General features: G+C 47.4%; 14 protein-coding genes. 7 read left to right on the top strand and 7 right to left on the bottom strand.

Features of this window, described 5'->3' with window-relative positions:
• The first annotated feature begins 52 nt into the window (after positions 1–52).
• From OCH80_RS02225 to OCH80_RS02205, 5 genes are all read left to right on the top strand, one after another.
• A complete protein-coding gene (locus tag OCH80_RS02225) occupies positions 53–715 on the top strand; it encodes an NAD(P)H-binding protein (protein WP_404537551.1) in 663 nt (220 codons plus the stop codon).
• Between the two features lie 164 nt (positions 716–879).
• Positions 880–1,758: an ABC transporter ATP-binding protein gene (locus OCH80_RS02220; RefSeq protein WP_404537549.1), complete on the top strand. Its 879-nt coding sequence runs from the start codon at positions 880–882 to the stop codon at positions 1,756–1,758.
• Positions 1,742–2,608 (top strand): ABC transporter permease, encoded by an 867-nt coding sequence (locus tag OCH80_RS02215; protein ID WP_404537547.1) that lies wholly within the window; start codon positions 1,742–1,744, stop codon positions 2,606–2,608. Before OCH80_RS02220 ends, OCH80_RS02215 begins: the two co-directional genes overlap by 17 nt.
• Positions 2,609–2,620: 12 nt before the next feature.
• Positions 2,621–3,073 (top strand): LytTR family DNA-binding domain-containing protein, encoded by a 453-nt coding sequence (locus tag OCH80_RS02210; RefSeq protein ID WP_404537545.1) that lies wholly within the window; start codon positions 2,621–2,623, stop codon positions 3,071–3,073.
• The gene (locus OCH80_RS02205) at positions 3,070–3,468 is read left to right on the top strand and encodes a DUF3021 family protein (protein ID WP_404537543.1); all 399 of its coding nucleotides are present in this window, start codon (positions 3,070–3,072) and stop codon (positions 3,466–3,468) included. Before OCH80_RS02210 ends, OCH80_RS02205 begins: the two co-directional genes overlap by 4 nt.
• Positions 3,469–3,562: 94 nt before the next feature.
• On the opposite strand, the gene OCH80_RS02200 is transcribed toward OCH80_RS02205, so the two are convergent.
• On the bottom strand, positions 3,563–3,850 hold the full coding sequence (locus tag OCH80_RS02200; protein ID WP_404537541.1) for a hypothetical protein: 288 nt from the start codon (positions 3,848–3,850) through the stop codon (positions 3,563–3,565).
• A gap of 193 nt (positions 3,851–4,043) precedes the next feature.
• On the opposite strand from OCH80_RS02200, the gene OCH80_RS02195 reads away from it, so the two are divergent.
• A complete protein-coding gene (locus tag OCH80_RS02195; protein WP_404537539.1) occupies positions 4,044–4,598 on the top strand; it encodes a GNAT family N-acetyltransferase in 555 nt (184 codons plus the stop codon).
• A 526-nt stretch (positions 4,599–5,124) separates the two neighbouring features.
• Here OCH80_RS02195 and OCH80_RS02190 read toward each other — a convergent pair.
• Positions 5,125–5,859, bottom strand: a complete 735-nt coding sequence (locus tag OCH80_RS02190) for a MerR family transcriptional regulator (protein ID WP_404537537.1) — start codon at positions 5,857–5,859, stop codon at positions 5,125–5,127.
• Positions 5,860–6,152: 293 nt separating this feature from the next.
• Here OCH80_RS02190 and OCH80_RS02185 point away from each other — a divergent pair, with 293 nt between their 5' ends.
• Entirely contained in the window at positions 6,153–6,497 is a 345-nt protein-coding gene (locus OCH80_RS02185) for a carboxymuconolactone decarboxylase family protein (protein ID WP_206988973.1), read from the top strand.
• A gap of 121 nt (positions 6,498–6,618) precedes the next feature.
• Here OCH80_RS02185 and OCH80_RS02180 read toward each other — a convergent pair whose 3' ends face one another.
• From OCH80_RS02180 to OCH80_RS02160, 5 genes are all read right to left on the bottom strand, one after another.
• Complete coding sequence (locus tag OCH80_RS02180) at positions 6,619–7,251, bottom strand: SLAP domain-containing protein (RefSeq protein ID WP_404537535.1); 633 nt, start codon at positions 7,249–7,251, stop codon at positions 6,619–6,621.
• Between the two features lie 233 nt (positions 7,252–7,484).
• The gene (locus OCH80_RS02175) at positions 7,485–8,162 is read right to left on the bottom strand and encodes a tyrosine-type recombinase/integrase (RefSeq protein WP_206988969.1); all 678 of its coding nucleotides are present in this window, start codon (positions 8,160–8,162) and stop codon (positions 7,485–7,487) included.
• Between the two features lie 229 nt (positions 8,163–8,391).
• A complete protein-coding gene (locus tag OCH80_RS02170; RefSeq protein ID WP_404537533.1) occupies positions 8,392–9,699 on the bottom strand; it encodes a hypothetical protein in 1,308 nt (435 codons plus the stop codon).
• A 76-nt stretch (positions 9,700–9,775) separates the two neighbouring features.
• Positions 9,776–11,128, bottom strand: a complete 1,353-nt coding sequence (locus OCH80_RS02165) for a DUF2325 domain-containing protein (RefSeq protein ID WP_404537531.1) — start codon at positions 11,126–11,128, stop codon at positions 9,776–9,778.
• A 278-nt stretch (positions 11,129–11,406) separates the two neighbouring features.
• Positions 11,407–12,609, bottom strand: coding sequence for an MFS transporter (locus OCH80_RS02160; RefSeq protein WP_404537529.1), 1,203 nt, complete (start codon positions 12,607–12,609; stop codon positions 11,407–11,409).
• Positions 12,610–12,753 lie beyond the last annotated feature (144 nt).

Here is a 12,753-nt window from a genome sequence, read left to right as displayed (position 1 = left end):
AGGCGTGAGAGGCATTGTGCCTCGCGTGACTTTTTAAAGAAAGGAAAAGATCATGACTAAGAAAGTAACGATTATTGGCGCGAATGGACAAATCGCCCGGCTGGTAACTGAGAGAATCTTGCAAGAACAAGCAGACGTGCATTTGACCCTGCTCCTGAGAAATTCCGCCCGGCTCAGCAATCTAGCCGGAAACCCAGCCGTGACCATCATCGACGGGGATGCAAATCACGCAGACGTACTTAAGCAAGCCATTGCCGGCAGCGATCTCGTCTACGTCTCATTCGTTGACCATGGCATAAATGCGGAATTGACCAGAAAGATCATTGAGACAATGGATGAAACCGACGTAAAGCGGCTGATCTCATCCAATATCTTGGGCATTTACGATGAAGTCAAAGGGGTATTTGGCAAGTTCAACCGTGACTTCTGCTTCGGCGGCAAAGTCACTGACAGTGCTCCAGAAGTAGTTTCTGCCAGAGCAATTGAAGACTCCGATCTGGATTACACTATATTGCGGATTCCGTGGCTCAATGACAGAAATGAGGTCAAATACGCGGTAACCCACAAAGGGGAGCCATACTACGGCGTATCCGCGTCCCGAAAGAGTTCCGCCGACTTGATCGTCAAAATCATCGCTGACCCAAGCCTTTACTCAAAGGAAAGCATCGGTTTTGCTGATCCAGCTACTGAAGGATCAGCCAGACCAGTTTATTAAGCAATAGCCTCTAAAAAGTGCATGAGCCTGCCTTTTTAGAGGCTATTTGCGTCTTGTCGTCTAATAATGACCACTCACCGCAAATAACTAGAATCTTTTTTAATATGCTCATATACTGAAATTAACAATAAAGCAACTAGAAGCCAACACTGGAGGTGAGCGTGATGGCTACAATTGAAGCCCGTAACTTGACCAAGATATATGGGCAAAAGCCGGTGGTCAACCAGGTCAATTTGGAGATCCATGCCGGAAAACTGACTGCCTACTTAGGCACCAATGGCGCCGGAAAATCGACGACGATGCGGATGCTGACTAAGACCCTGCAGCCTAGCAGCGGAAAAGTTCTCTACAACGGGGAGGACTTATTCAAAATTCACAAGCAGCAGGTCAAAATCAGCATGGTCTTTCAAAAAGGAGTCCTGGATGAAGAACTGACGGTCCGCGAGAACCTGCAGATCCGCGCCAGCATGTACCAAGACGTGCCTCGAGGACGGATCGCGGATTTGATCAGAGAACTCAAGCTGAGCTCTTACGTGGATCGGAAGTATGGCGAGCTCTCCGGGGGGATGCGCCGAAAGGCCGACATTGCCCGGGCCTTGCTCAATCAGCCGGAAATTCTGTTTCTTGATGAACCGACAACCGGCCTTGACGTGCAGTCCCGCCAGGAAATTTGGCAACTATTGCGTCGGCTGAAGGAAGCCGGAGTTGGGATCTTTTTAACGACTCACTACCTGGATGAGGCGGACAATGCTGACTACGTCTATATCATTGAGCAGGGCGAGCTGCTGACGCAAGGATCAGCCAAAGAGCTGAAAAAGAGGTTTGGCAAGAACCGGCTGTGGCTCAAGCAAGCCGCCGCTGGCTACGATGAATTCGATCCCGACAAGGGCTATGGCTTTGTCATTGATCGCTATCAGGAAGTGATCGACCTTTTGAACAAGTACCAGCCAAAGGCCGATGAGTTCAGCTATGAGCAGGCCGGGATGGATGAGGTATTCTTGCAGGTAACGGGGAGGAGGATCAACGATGCTAGCCATAGCTAAAAGAAATCTGCTGCTGTATTTCAAAAACAAGAGCAATATCTTCTTTTCTTTGCTTGGGTCTTTGATTGTTTTTGGACTGTTCGTGATCTTTATTCGCCAGAACCTGATCGATGGCTTCAAAGGCCTTGAAAACAGGAAGCAGATTGCTGACATGTGGATGCTAGGCGCCTTGATCCCAGTCACGGCCATTACGACTTCATTCTCAATGATCTCACAGATGATCTCAGACAAGCTGGCAGACAAGTTTTTGGATTTTTCACTGACCGATAGGTCTGATCAGCAAATCGTACTGGGCTACTATTTCTCAGCAACATTTCTAGCCTTGTGCATGCAGATATTCGTTTTTGCCCTGTGCATGATCTATTTCCACTTTGAAGAAGGGAAGAGCCTTACATTCAAGCAAATTTCTGCCATGCTGCTCTTTATCCTTGTGACGGCTTTCCTGGCCGCGGCAATCAATCTGCTAATAGGCGGTTTCTTGAACAGCCAGATTGCCTTGAGCTCAGTGTCTGGCATTATCAGCGCGATGGCTGGCTTCGTGATGGGCGGTTACGTGCCAATCGGCGAAATCGGCAAGGTCATCCGCCAGATCATCCAGGTCTTCCCGCTGACCTACAGCGCGGCTGGCATGCGGGAAGTCTTGTTTGCTGGCTTGCTTGACAAGCTGCCGTCGTCTTCGCGAAAATATCTGTTGAAGTATTTTGGCATCAAGGTTGATCTGGGCAGGCAGCTGACGAATGTTCAACTGGACTTCCTGATCCTCCTGGGATCGCTGGCAGTCTTGTGCTTGATTTTGCTTTTGCTCAGCAAGCGTCTAATGCGAGCATCACTGTCAGGCAAGAAGGGATAATGATAGGTAAAAATGTTTAAAATCAGCTTTAAAAGGGAGCCCGCGGTTCCAGAGAATGAGATCTGGATTGACCTGCGGGCTTCTGAATTAAGTGAAGAAATCACAAACTTAGCCAAGAAGATCAGCCACTTGGATCAAAACGAACTGAGCTTCATGGCCAATGGCCGGCTGAAGCGGCTGGCTGTTGACGAGATCGAGTACTTTGAAGTGTTCGGCGACTATTTGGACATTCATTCAATTGGAAAAGATCCGCTGACGATCAGGAAGACCCTTAAGGAATTATTGGATAAGCTTCCGCGAACTTTCGTGCAGGTATCCCGCAATATGGTAATTAATTTGGATTATCTACGGCAAGTTGAGCCAAGCATGTCAGGCAACAAAACGGCTTTGCTGGCAGATCAGACCAGGATCAGCATCAGCCGCAAATACTGGAAAGGCGTCAAAGAAAGAGTCTTCGAGCTATGAGATACTTAATTAAAGCAATGAAATACATGATCAGCGGGATTGGCTTCGGCACATTTTTTGCCTTGTTTTTTTGGTCGCTGGACCAAGGACGGGTTGACATGCACGTCTTTGCTTACGCGGTTACGCTGGGCAGTCTGTGCGGACTGGCATCGACGATTTGGCTGAACCAGAAAATGAATCTGGCACTGCAATTGCTACTGCATATGGTGCTGATCTTGGCAGTGGTGGAAACGGTGACCTGGCTGTTTGGTATCATGAGTCGAGAGTACTTGCTAAAAGTTTTGCCGCTGGACATCCTTGTGGTTTACGCGGCAGTCTGGGCAGTCATCTGGCTGATGCAGCTAGGCGAGGTGAAGCGGGTGAACGACAAGCTGACCAAAAATAACAGAAAATGAATGAGCGTATAATATATATTATGTAAAGTTAACTGCTAGAAAAAAGCGGCAACCAGGTGAATCCAAGATTGCCGCTTTTTGGTGCTATTATTATTTAGTTTTCGCGTGCTACGGCTTGCCGGCGTTTGCCTGCAGACATTTTAGCGGTTGATGCTGACTTTCTAGCATCTTCTTCAACCGTATGAATCAGCAATGACATGTTGACGACCCCGATCAAAAAAGCCGCGGCTGCCCACAAGATGTCTGTCCACGGCGACCGGTCAAGCAGCTTGACGTCAGCAATGGCGGCGAATGCCAAGCTGCCGCTGAAAAAGATAAAAATAAACGTTACGGCACATTGCGTCAACTTGTTGCTGAGGATTCTATTGAGTGAGTTTCTCATGTCGCTTCCTCTTTCTAACATTGCATTTAGCTTATAGCTGATAGCTTACGACTTTTCGTGAAATAAGTAGCCTTTGTCGGATTCATCTGCTACAATATTGGCAAAAAAGTCCTGGAAAAGCAGAATTTGAGCCAAAAGAAAAGGCTTTCACACTATCAATTATACCGTAACGATCGGAAATTTAGGAGAGTATATGTTAAGTTATCGTATAGATGAAGACTTAGAACTGGCAATCCCCCGGATTAAGGACGCGGAGGCACTATATGACGCAATTGCTGGCAGCCGGGAGAGCTTGCGCCGGTATCTGCCGTGGGTTGATCATGTTAAGCAAGCAGAAGATGAGATTGCCAGCATTCAGCATGATCGCCAAAGATTTGCTGCTGATGAAGGCCTGGATTTGCTGATCTGGTATCAAGGCCAGCTTGCCGGGAAGATCTCATTTAATGGATTCGACCACTTAAATAAGGAAGCAGACGTTGGCTATTGGCTGACTGAAGCTTTCCGCGGTCAGGGCTTGATGACCAGGTCGCTGGAAAAGATGTTTGAAATTGGCTTTGAAGAGTATGATCTCCACCGAATCGTCGTCCGCTGTGCGACTGACAATGTTGGCAGCAATGGCGTGGCCAAACGGACGGGCATGTTCCTTGAAGGAACGCAGAGAAAGTGCCTGAAGCTTGCCGATGGCTACCATGACCAGAATGAATACGCGCTCTTGCATGATGAATGGAAAGCAATGCGGAGCAACTAAACGAATTTAAAACAGTACAGTATGAAATAATAAACTAAAACGCAGTCACGGAAGTGGCTGCGTTTTGTCTGCTCTCTCCTTGCGGTTCAGACTGATCAGTGAGAAGAACTGGAAGCAGATGCTGGACTTTTGTGTCATTAAAACAATAATTTTAATGACTAAAGTCAATAAGTGCCCCGAAATCACTGGATTTTTGCTTGGATTTTGTCGGTCAGATTTTCCTTATTTGTTGCGTTTCTTGTTACTCTTCTCTGTTTTGCTGACAGTTTGACTGTCAAAACCAATCATGACCAAATTTATGACCAAATTGAAAGGCTATTATTGCTTTGTTGCCGGCAATTTGCAATCGCTTGTCACAAATCGTGATTGCCCTGCTTCTGATCATGACTTGAGATGCTGGAAATCTGCTCTATTTCTGCCTTGGATGTCCGCAAAATTTGGATATCTCGGCAATTAACTGGGAATTCGCCTCTTTATCAGCTCTTTCCTCCTCTCTCACCTTTCTTTTATGGCAAAAGGGGACCACTTAATCAGCAACCAAGGCAGAGAATTTCATGATGATCAGGTCATCTTGATTTAAGACGGCGCTGCTAAAGTCTTCCTGATAGATTGGCGGCACGATTTTTGCCTGTTGCTGCAAGATTGTGAGGGCTTTGGCGCCATAAGCTGGAATCTCATCATTGGTCAAAGTCTGGTAGAAATAGACATAATGTCCGGCAGGCTTAACATAGTTGCTGGACTCAGGATCTGCAGCTTTAAAAAAACGGCTGATCTTGTCCGGCTTTGCAAAGTCATCAACAAGTGCCCCATATTTGATCCCTGAAGTCATTGGATTGAGAATGACGTTATGCTGAAAAGCCGTAACATAATAGTATTCTGCAGGCAATTGCTCATGCCCTGCCTCCCCCTCCCCTAGCTTCTGGTAGTCATGGAGCTTTTGATCCAGGAAATGCAAATTTTCAGCCATTTTTTGAAAAAGTTCCAGCTTCTCCTTTACCCGGGCTTGCTGTTCGTGCAGGTAAGCGTCTTTTTCAGCTAAGCTGGTCAGGGCAAAAAAGGCCCGGATTTCATCCAGGCTGCTTCCTAAGCCCTCAAGCAGGCGAATCGTTGCAACCCTATCTGCCTGTTCCAGAGTATAATAGCGGTAGCCATTTTCTCTGATTAGCGCGGGCTTGAGCAAGCCCTTTTTTTCATAATGATAAAGAGCCTTCTTAGTGACGCTGCAGATCTTAGCAAAGCGTCCACTGGTAAAATAATCCATATTGCCTCCAAAAAGCCTTTTTAGCCTAAAGAATAATTTTTGCGAAAAAATGTCGTCTCCAGTATAAAAGGAAATTAGTACGAAGACTGATTATTGTCCAAAGCATAATAAAAGGAAGAAAATTGAACGTACTTTATTAACTATTGACCAAGTTCATGGGCCACCTAAGCCAATACTAGCAAAAGAAATGTAAATTGTGAATTGAATCAATGTAAAATTGTATTCATTCCCGGCTTTAACGGTTATAATATGTGTCAAACAAGTAAGTGATTATTCACTAGGAGGTTTAAACTATGACAGACTATCAGGCAGATTCAGAAAAACTGATGGCTGAAAGTCAAAAATTGTATCAAAGCATTGGCGAAACTGGCAAGGATTTTTTGCAAATGTACCAATCCGCCGTTAGAGCCGATGAATTGACTCGGAAAGAAAAGGAATTGATTGCCTTGGCAATTGCTGTTGCTCAGCGCTGTGAAGAAAGCATGGTCATTCATGTCAAGGCGGCTGTCGCCGCCAGCGCCACCCGCGAAGAGATTGCGGAAGCCGTTGGCGTTGCCGTTGCAATGGGCGGCGGTCCGGCAACTATCTATGGTGCTAAAGCACTGGATTGCGCTGATCAATTCCTGGAGCAAGAGTAGGCAGACATCCCTGCACACCCTCTTGCCAAAAACAAGGACAGAGCATATAAAAAGGCGAAGCAAATGCTTCGCCTTTTTATATGCAATTCTTTTATTTACATGCATTTCATGCAATTTTCATCTAATTATCCAATGAACCTTGGTGCTTGCGCCATTTCTCAACTCGTCTTTGATGCTTGCGGATTTCCGCACCTGGCCGCGGCTTCTTCTGGTAAGTTACCACAACCGTGACATTCCCTGTCTGGCTGTTAACGTGAAGGGCTGGGATTTTGGCAACTGATGGTTGATAGCCGGCTGCCTTTCTAGCTTTGACAGCCTTCCAGGTGCCGACAGTCCATTTGCCATAAGTCTTCTGTTTGGTCTTTGGGTCAATTTTAACCCGCCGCTTAAGCGTGACGGTCTGCTTGATCACTTCGGCCCTTTTGCCCTTTGGCAGCTTGAATTTGATGGTTCTAGTCAGCCGCTTTTTTTGAACCGTCAGCTTGTAGGCCGATTTGGTGTCGCTGGATCTGACGTATTCATCCTTGCCACGCTTGCCAACGTTGTAGTACTTTTTGCCTTTGATCTCTTTTTTGTCTCTCGCGACCAGCTTGGTCCCCTTCTTGTGGGACTTAGCGGTCTTCTTGCCGCTTCTCGTGGCACTGACTGGCTTTGACGTCAGTCGCGAAAGGGCAACTGCTCCTGCACCAGCGGCGATCAGGCCGACTACGACACTAGCTTTGACTGTTCGATACAAAATAGCCTTTTTCATCATGTATCCCTCCATATGCCATTTGCGATATATATCTATCTGCCTTCATTGTATGACAAAAGGGTTCAAAGATAAATGCTCTTTATCATTTTGTAAAAAAGTCAAAACACAAATGTTACATTGGTGAGTCAAAAAGTCTGTTGCTGAGATAGTGATTCTATGGCTTTTAAATTCTTTTTGATGATTAACTACCCATTTAAGGCCCGTAGAATCATCGTGTCAGCATGGCACAAAAATCAGCGAAAACGGTCGAAATCGATGGTGTCCAGAATGTTTTCCCGGCGCTCTTGGGACAGACCCAGGTAGTCCAGGGTGACTGCTTCACTTGAGTGATTGAGCAGCTTCATCACTAAGCCGATATTGTGGTTGGACTGCTCGTAGACGATTAGAGCGCCAGTCTTGCGCATGGAGTGGGTACCCACGTGGGCAACGCCGGCCAATTTCCCAGCCCGCTTGATGATCTTGTAGTATTGATTCTCCGTGATATGCCGGTCTGGCCTGGTATATGAGGGGAAAAGCCATTCACTGTCAAAAATCCGGTTGTAGGGATGCGATTCCTGAAAATCTTGCAGCCATTGCCAATAGTCAAGCAGATCATCTCTAACCGGCTTGAGATAGAGCGTGTTCTGCTTGCCGGTCTTCTTGTCTTTGATAAAGGCATTGCGCTTCACCCGGCCATCCTCAGTATAGACGTCAGCCTTTCTCAAGCGCATGACGTCACTGACCCGGAGCAGGGTTGCCTTGCCGACTTGAAAAATCGTGTAGTTGCGCTGCCCCAGGCGGAAGTCATGCTGCAGACTGTCGAGCAGGTTGGCCAGGTCGTAGTTGCTGGAAATCGGGCGCACGTCTTTATGGCCAGGAATGGCTCTAGAGCGGCGTTTCTTAGCATTAGGGTTGATTTTTGCGTTATTCATGATTATCCTCCCACTTAATTTTAACACAAAAATCAGCCCCTATTAGAATAGGCTTTGACGTAAACAGGGAGGATAATTATATTATCCTCCCTGTTTACATAAATGCAATTATAGCTTTGTTATTTACTAATGCAATCGTGCTGATTTGCACTTAACATAACAAAGAATATGTTAATGCTGAAAAAGAGCAAAATAAAACAGCTGGATTGCTCCAACTGTAAAATGCTGCTTATTCGTCCGGCGCTTGCTTGAGCTGGTCTACCAGTTGCTGGTAGGCAGCTTGCACGTCGTAGTCCTTGGCGTTGATGCCGATCAGTTTTGTCGTCGGGCTGACGTTCAGCTTGCCAATTTGTCCCCGCTCATCGCTGGCTGCATAGACGACCGCTTCGCTTTCGTCAGCATTTTCCACGTCAATGTTGAGGTCAGGCCGTGATTTCACATCGATCCACAACACGGCGCAATCTGGGGCAAAGCTGCTGCTTCTGACGTTGATTGGCTCTGGTGAATCTCCGTAAATGACGAAGACATGGGTGGCTGAGTTTTCCAACAGGCAGTCATTGATGTCCATTGAGGAATTCTCTTCCAGTTCGATCTGGTAGTTGAATTCACAGTTCTTGGCGACAAATTCAGAACCTGCCCTAAGCGACAGGGGTCTGCTAAAGCGGCTCTGTCTGATAGTCTGTCTTCCGCCATGGAAAAGGGCTACTGAATCAAACTGGCACTGGTAGGCCACCAAGTCACCGGAAATATCGAAGTTCATGACTTCAGAGCCTTGGCGCAGGTCAACGCTTGGCGCGATCTGGCAATTCATCAGCGTGGTCTCGGACTGCGGCTGCTGAACCACCAAGGCCGGCTGGTCTGGCTGCTCATTGTCCTCAAAGATGCAGCCATTGACCGTCAGCTCGACTGGCCGGTTGCCATTCATGACCGCTGTCCCCCGCCATGACTTGTCCGAATTGGTCCCGGTGAAGGTCAGGGAGTTGAGCACGAAGACTGGACTGTCGATTTGCAGCTGACCGTTGATGATGACGTCTGCGGCGTTGCCGCTCTCACTGGTTAAAGTCAGACTGTTGCTGAACTTAATGGCATCCAGGTCGTATTCGCCCTTTTCAAACAGCAGCACATCCCCGGCAGTGATATTGCTCAATTCCTGTGCGTTAGTCTTGAAGAAGTCTCCGCCTGCTTTCAAGTGGTGCACGCCGCGAGTCAGGATTTTGCAGTTTGTCAGCGACAGAGTGCCGTTCTGGTAGGAAGCAATGCTGTTTTCCTTATCGTTTTCCAGCTCCAAGCCTGGCAATTCCAACTCGCCGTAAATCGTCAGGTTAGTCAGGGCGACGCTCTCGCCAAAATCGACATGCAGGGCATCGAGGGTGACGTCGTCTGGGCTTTGTCCTTGCCCAATAATGTTGATTTGGGTCAGATTAAGTTTCTCAGCGACGTAGTCGCCAGGCTCCAATAGCAGCGTGTCGCCAGATTTTGCCTGAGCAAGTGCTTGCTCAATGCTGCTGTTTTCCGTTAGTTTGTATTGCTCAGCCATCTTTACCAGTCCTTTCAGTAATTCCGTTGTTCCTTTCATTATTGTGCAAGTGCTTACAATAGTCAATAGCTAATTCTTAAGCATTTGCGGCATCCTTGACTGGATAAGCAATTGGCTGAGTTGATGTTTCATAGGCCGGCAAGCCATACATGGCCCTGTAGATTGCCCGCTCGATTGCTGACAAGCCCGCACTGTCCGCGATCGCGAAGCGCTTGGCATACTTTCTGACCAGCTTGCTGGTTGAGTGCTTGTTGATGTTCTGGACTAAGACTGCAATATCGACATGTTTGAGCTCATGCTTATAGAAAGATTCAGGCTCGCCAAACTTGAAAGCATTGATGATTCTGCATGCCCCATTATGCTCCTTGACCATGTGCTGGATCTCGTTGCGCCGCAGCTCGTTGCCAATTACCACGCCAATCTTTCTGCCCTTCAGGTCAAACGCCAATGTGCTGACATCTGGCTTGGCTTCAATGCTCTTATTCTTTTCTTCCTTATTATCATTATTGTCCTCCTGTACCTTTCTTTTTGCCGCTGCCGGCTTGCTTGCAAGGAAACTGCCACCTCCGTCCCGGATTACCCAGCGGACCAAAGTTGAGCTCGGCTCATTCTTGTACCAAGCCAGATTGACAATGTCTCCTGCTTTGACATAACCCTTTGCACTCTTAGAAGCATTGATTCCATCAGGAATTTTATAGCGCTCCTCGTGCAAGAAATCGCTTAGTCTTTCACCAGAGGCATTATGATCGACGAACAAGCTGCCATCTAGCTCTTCTTCAACGATGCCATAATCAAAAGAAGAAAGATTGTCAGGCGTTTCCGCGGTATTGAGCACGCGGATAATGGTGACCTTGTCGTTCTTTTCGGGCTTGGCTTCAACGATATTTCCATTGGCCAAGCCAAGATTCCGGACGGTCGCTTCGCTGATTTTGCCGGCAAAGGCCCGGCGGACATCAATCAAAGATCCACCCGTCCGGCAGCGGATAAACTTGCAGACTTCATGCCCGGTCGGCACGTCAAAGGCAAAATCCTGATTGACTCTTAGGACTGGCGCGTTTTCAGAGGCCGGACTGATGATCTTGACTTGACGGGTGAGTGCATCCCCGCTGGCAGACGCTTCGGTCTCTGCAGGATCAGCAAAATCTGTCTGGCTGCCTTCGGTGCTCAGATTGTCAGCTGTTTCGTTAGCGTCATCAGCATCTGTGTCGGTACTGTCATCTTCATCCGGATCCGCATCCGAATCCTCATCTTTGTCGCTGTCGTCATCGTCGTCATCGTCTCCATCCTGATCGCTATCGTATTCAACTTGAGCCAGCTCTAGCAGACTCTTGATTGCCACTGCCCCCAATCTGAGGGAAGTCTGCGTGTCGTCAAGCTCATCCAGAATTTTCTGTACTTGTTCGCGATAGTCTAAAAATAATTCACTCATTATTTGCCACCCCTTGCTATCCTTTCAGTTTCAATAACGGTTCTATTTCTATTATGCAAAACTCTTAAAGAAATAAAAGGGCTTTCAATTGGATATTTCCCGGAAGGGCCAAAAAAAGCATTTTTTCTTATCAATCAAGGGAAAAGCGTAAAAGAGTTCATAAACTTAACATAATTATAGATATGGTAAAAGGCGCTGACCGTGAAAACGATCAGCGTCTTTTGCGATTATTGTTTAGATTTGAAGTTGATTATGAGGAGAGAAATTTGTTCTTTGCTTTACTTAGCAGGAGCATCTGCCAGGAGCTGGCCGCTTTCGACCTTCTTTTCAAACCGGGTTGCGACTAAGACAACAACGACGACCGCTGAGATGATGCCGGCAAAGACGAATGATGGAGCGCCTGCAGGAACGTGGCACCAGCTGATCAGCTTTGGGGCAATGGCAGAGCTTAAGCCGTTGACAAAAGCGAAGACGGACATGACGACTGGAATCTGCTGAGGAGCTGAAACCATAGAGAGCATGAATGGAGCGGTTGACATAACGGTAACCATCGCTACTGAGGCGAAGATAGCCGCAATCATCAGCGCAATCGTATTGTTGAAGTAGTATGTTACGGCCAAGGTAATGATCAAGAAGACAAAGCCGGCTGCCAAAGTGTTTGGCTTAGTGACCTTGCGCAGGTACTTGAAGCCAAGGCCAGCAATAATTCCGCCCATGGTACCAACCGCATTGATCATCCCGGTCATGGCCGTGCCTCCCATGTGCTTCTGGGCAACAACGATTGACAAGTTGGCCATATAAGCAGTAAAGGCAATACCGAGGAGGAAGACTACCAAGTAGATCAGGTAGACTGAGGGGCTCAGGCTCTTAATGACTGCCCAAGTAGAAGCCTTTGGCTTGCTTGTCTTGCCATCGGTGGAAGAGGCCTCAACCTTGTCATTTGGCAAGCAGAAGAGCACCAGCAGGAAAACGATGATCCCAACCGCGAAGATCCAGTAGAGATGGCGCCAGTTTGAGCCGCCAAGAAAGCCCCCCACTCCAGTCAGGACCATTGAGCCCAGGGAGGTAAAGCCTGTGTTGACCCCCATCATCGTTGATCTTTCTTCACCTTCAAAGTACTGGGACAGCAGCATCGGGTTGATGGTCGAGACAAAGCCGACTCCCATGCCCAATATGATTGAGCAAATCAACAAGCCAACGATTGAGCTGTTCCAAAAGGCTGGAAGCAAGCCACCAAGGGTTACCAGCGCAACCCCAAGCAGAACCAGCTGCTTTTTGGAAATGTGCATGGCCATCTGCCCGGCAATCAGGGAAATGATCAAAGAGCCGAGACCTGGCAGAGTTGACAGCAGCTGAATCGTTGAGATTGGTGTAGTCGGAAATGACTTAGAGATCGCCGCGATCGCTGAACCCGCAACTGACCCTGACATTGCCAAGGTTGCCATCGAGACGACGCCAATTTTGATTTTCGTTTTATCCATTTTTTCTGAATCCTTTCTTGCTCAAAGCTTTTCGATATCTTTCATGCTTAAATTCTATTGAAAGCAAACCGCTTTCACCATACGCAAAAATCAGATCGTTTATCTCCATTTCACAGATTGCGTTGAAAGACTTTAGCGGATCAC

The organism is Lactobacillus sp. 23-2 (assembly GCF_044902225.1).
GTDB classification, from domain to species: domain Bacteria; phylum Bacillota; class Bacilli; order Lactobacillales; family Lactobacillaceae; genus Lactobacillus; species Lactobacillus absianus.
Note: the sequence above shows the minus strand (reverse complement) of the source record. Positions and strands in the feature narration are given on the sequence as shown.

What these genes read in the sequence shown, in the direction of transcription:
- OCH80_RS02225 (WP_404537551.1), top strand. Translation starts at nt 53, where the DNA reads ATGACTAAGAAAGTAACGATTATTGGCGCGAATGGACAAATCGCCCGG.
- OCH80_RS02220 (WP_404537549.1), top strand. Translation starts at nt 880, where the DNA reads ATGGCTACAATTGAAGCCCGTAACTTGACCAAGATATATGGGCAAAAG.
- OCH80_RS02215 (WP_404537547.1), top strand. Translation starts at nt 1,742, where the DNA reads ATGCTAGCCATAGCTAAAAGAAATCTGCTGCTGTATTTCAAAAACAAG.
- OCH80_RS02210 (WP_404537545.1), top strand. Translation starts at nt 2,621, where the DNA reads ATGTTTAAAATCAGCTTTAAAAGGGAGCCCGCGGTTCCAGAGAATGAG.
- OCH80_RS02205 (WP_404537543.1), top strand. Translation starts at nt 3,070, where the DNA reads ATGAGATACTTAATTAAAGCAATGAAATACATGATCAGCGGGATTGGC.
- OCH80_RS02200 (WP_404537541.1), bottom strand. Translation starts at nt 3,850, where the DNA reads ATGAGAAACTCACTCAATAGAATCCTCAGCAACAAGTTGACGCAATGT.
- OCH80_RS02195 (WP_404537539.1), top strand. Translation starts at nt 4,044, where the DNA reads ATGTTAAGTTATCGTATAGATGAAGACTTAGAACTGGCAATCCCCCGG.
- OCH80_RS02190 (WP_404537537.1), bottom strand. Translation starts at nt 5,859, where the DNA reads ATGGATTATTTTACCAGTGGACGCTTTGCTAAGATCTGCAGCGTCACT.
- OCH80_RS02185 (WP_206988973.1), top strand. Translation starts at nt 6,153, where the DNA reads ATGACAGACTATCAGGCAGATTCAGAAAAACTGATGGCTGAAAGTCAA.
- OCH80_RS02180 (WP_404537535.1), bottom strand. Translation starts at nt 7,251, where the DNA reads ATGATGAAAAAGGCTATTTTGTATCGAACAGTCAAAGCTAGTGTCGTA.
- OCH80_RS02175 (WP_206988969.1), bottom strand. Translation starts at nt 8,162, where the DNA reads ATGAATAACGCAAAAATCAACCCTAATGCTAAGAAACGCCGCTCTAGA.
- OCH80_RS02170 (WP_404537533.1), bottom strand. Translation starts at nt 9,699, where the DNA reads ATGGCTGAGCAATACAAACTAACGGAAAACAGCAGCATTGAGCAAGCA.
- OCH80_RS02165 (WP_404537531.1), bottom strand. Translation starts at nt 11,128, where the DNA reads ATGAGTGAATTATTTTTAGACTATCGCGAACAAGTACAGAAAATTCTG.
- OCH80_RS02160 (WP_404537529.1), bottom strand. Translation starts at nt 12,609, where the DNA reads ATGGATAAAACGAAAATCAAAATTGGCGTCGTCTCGATGGCAACCTTG.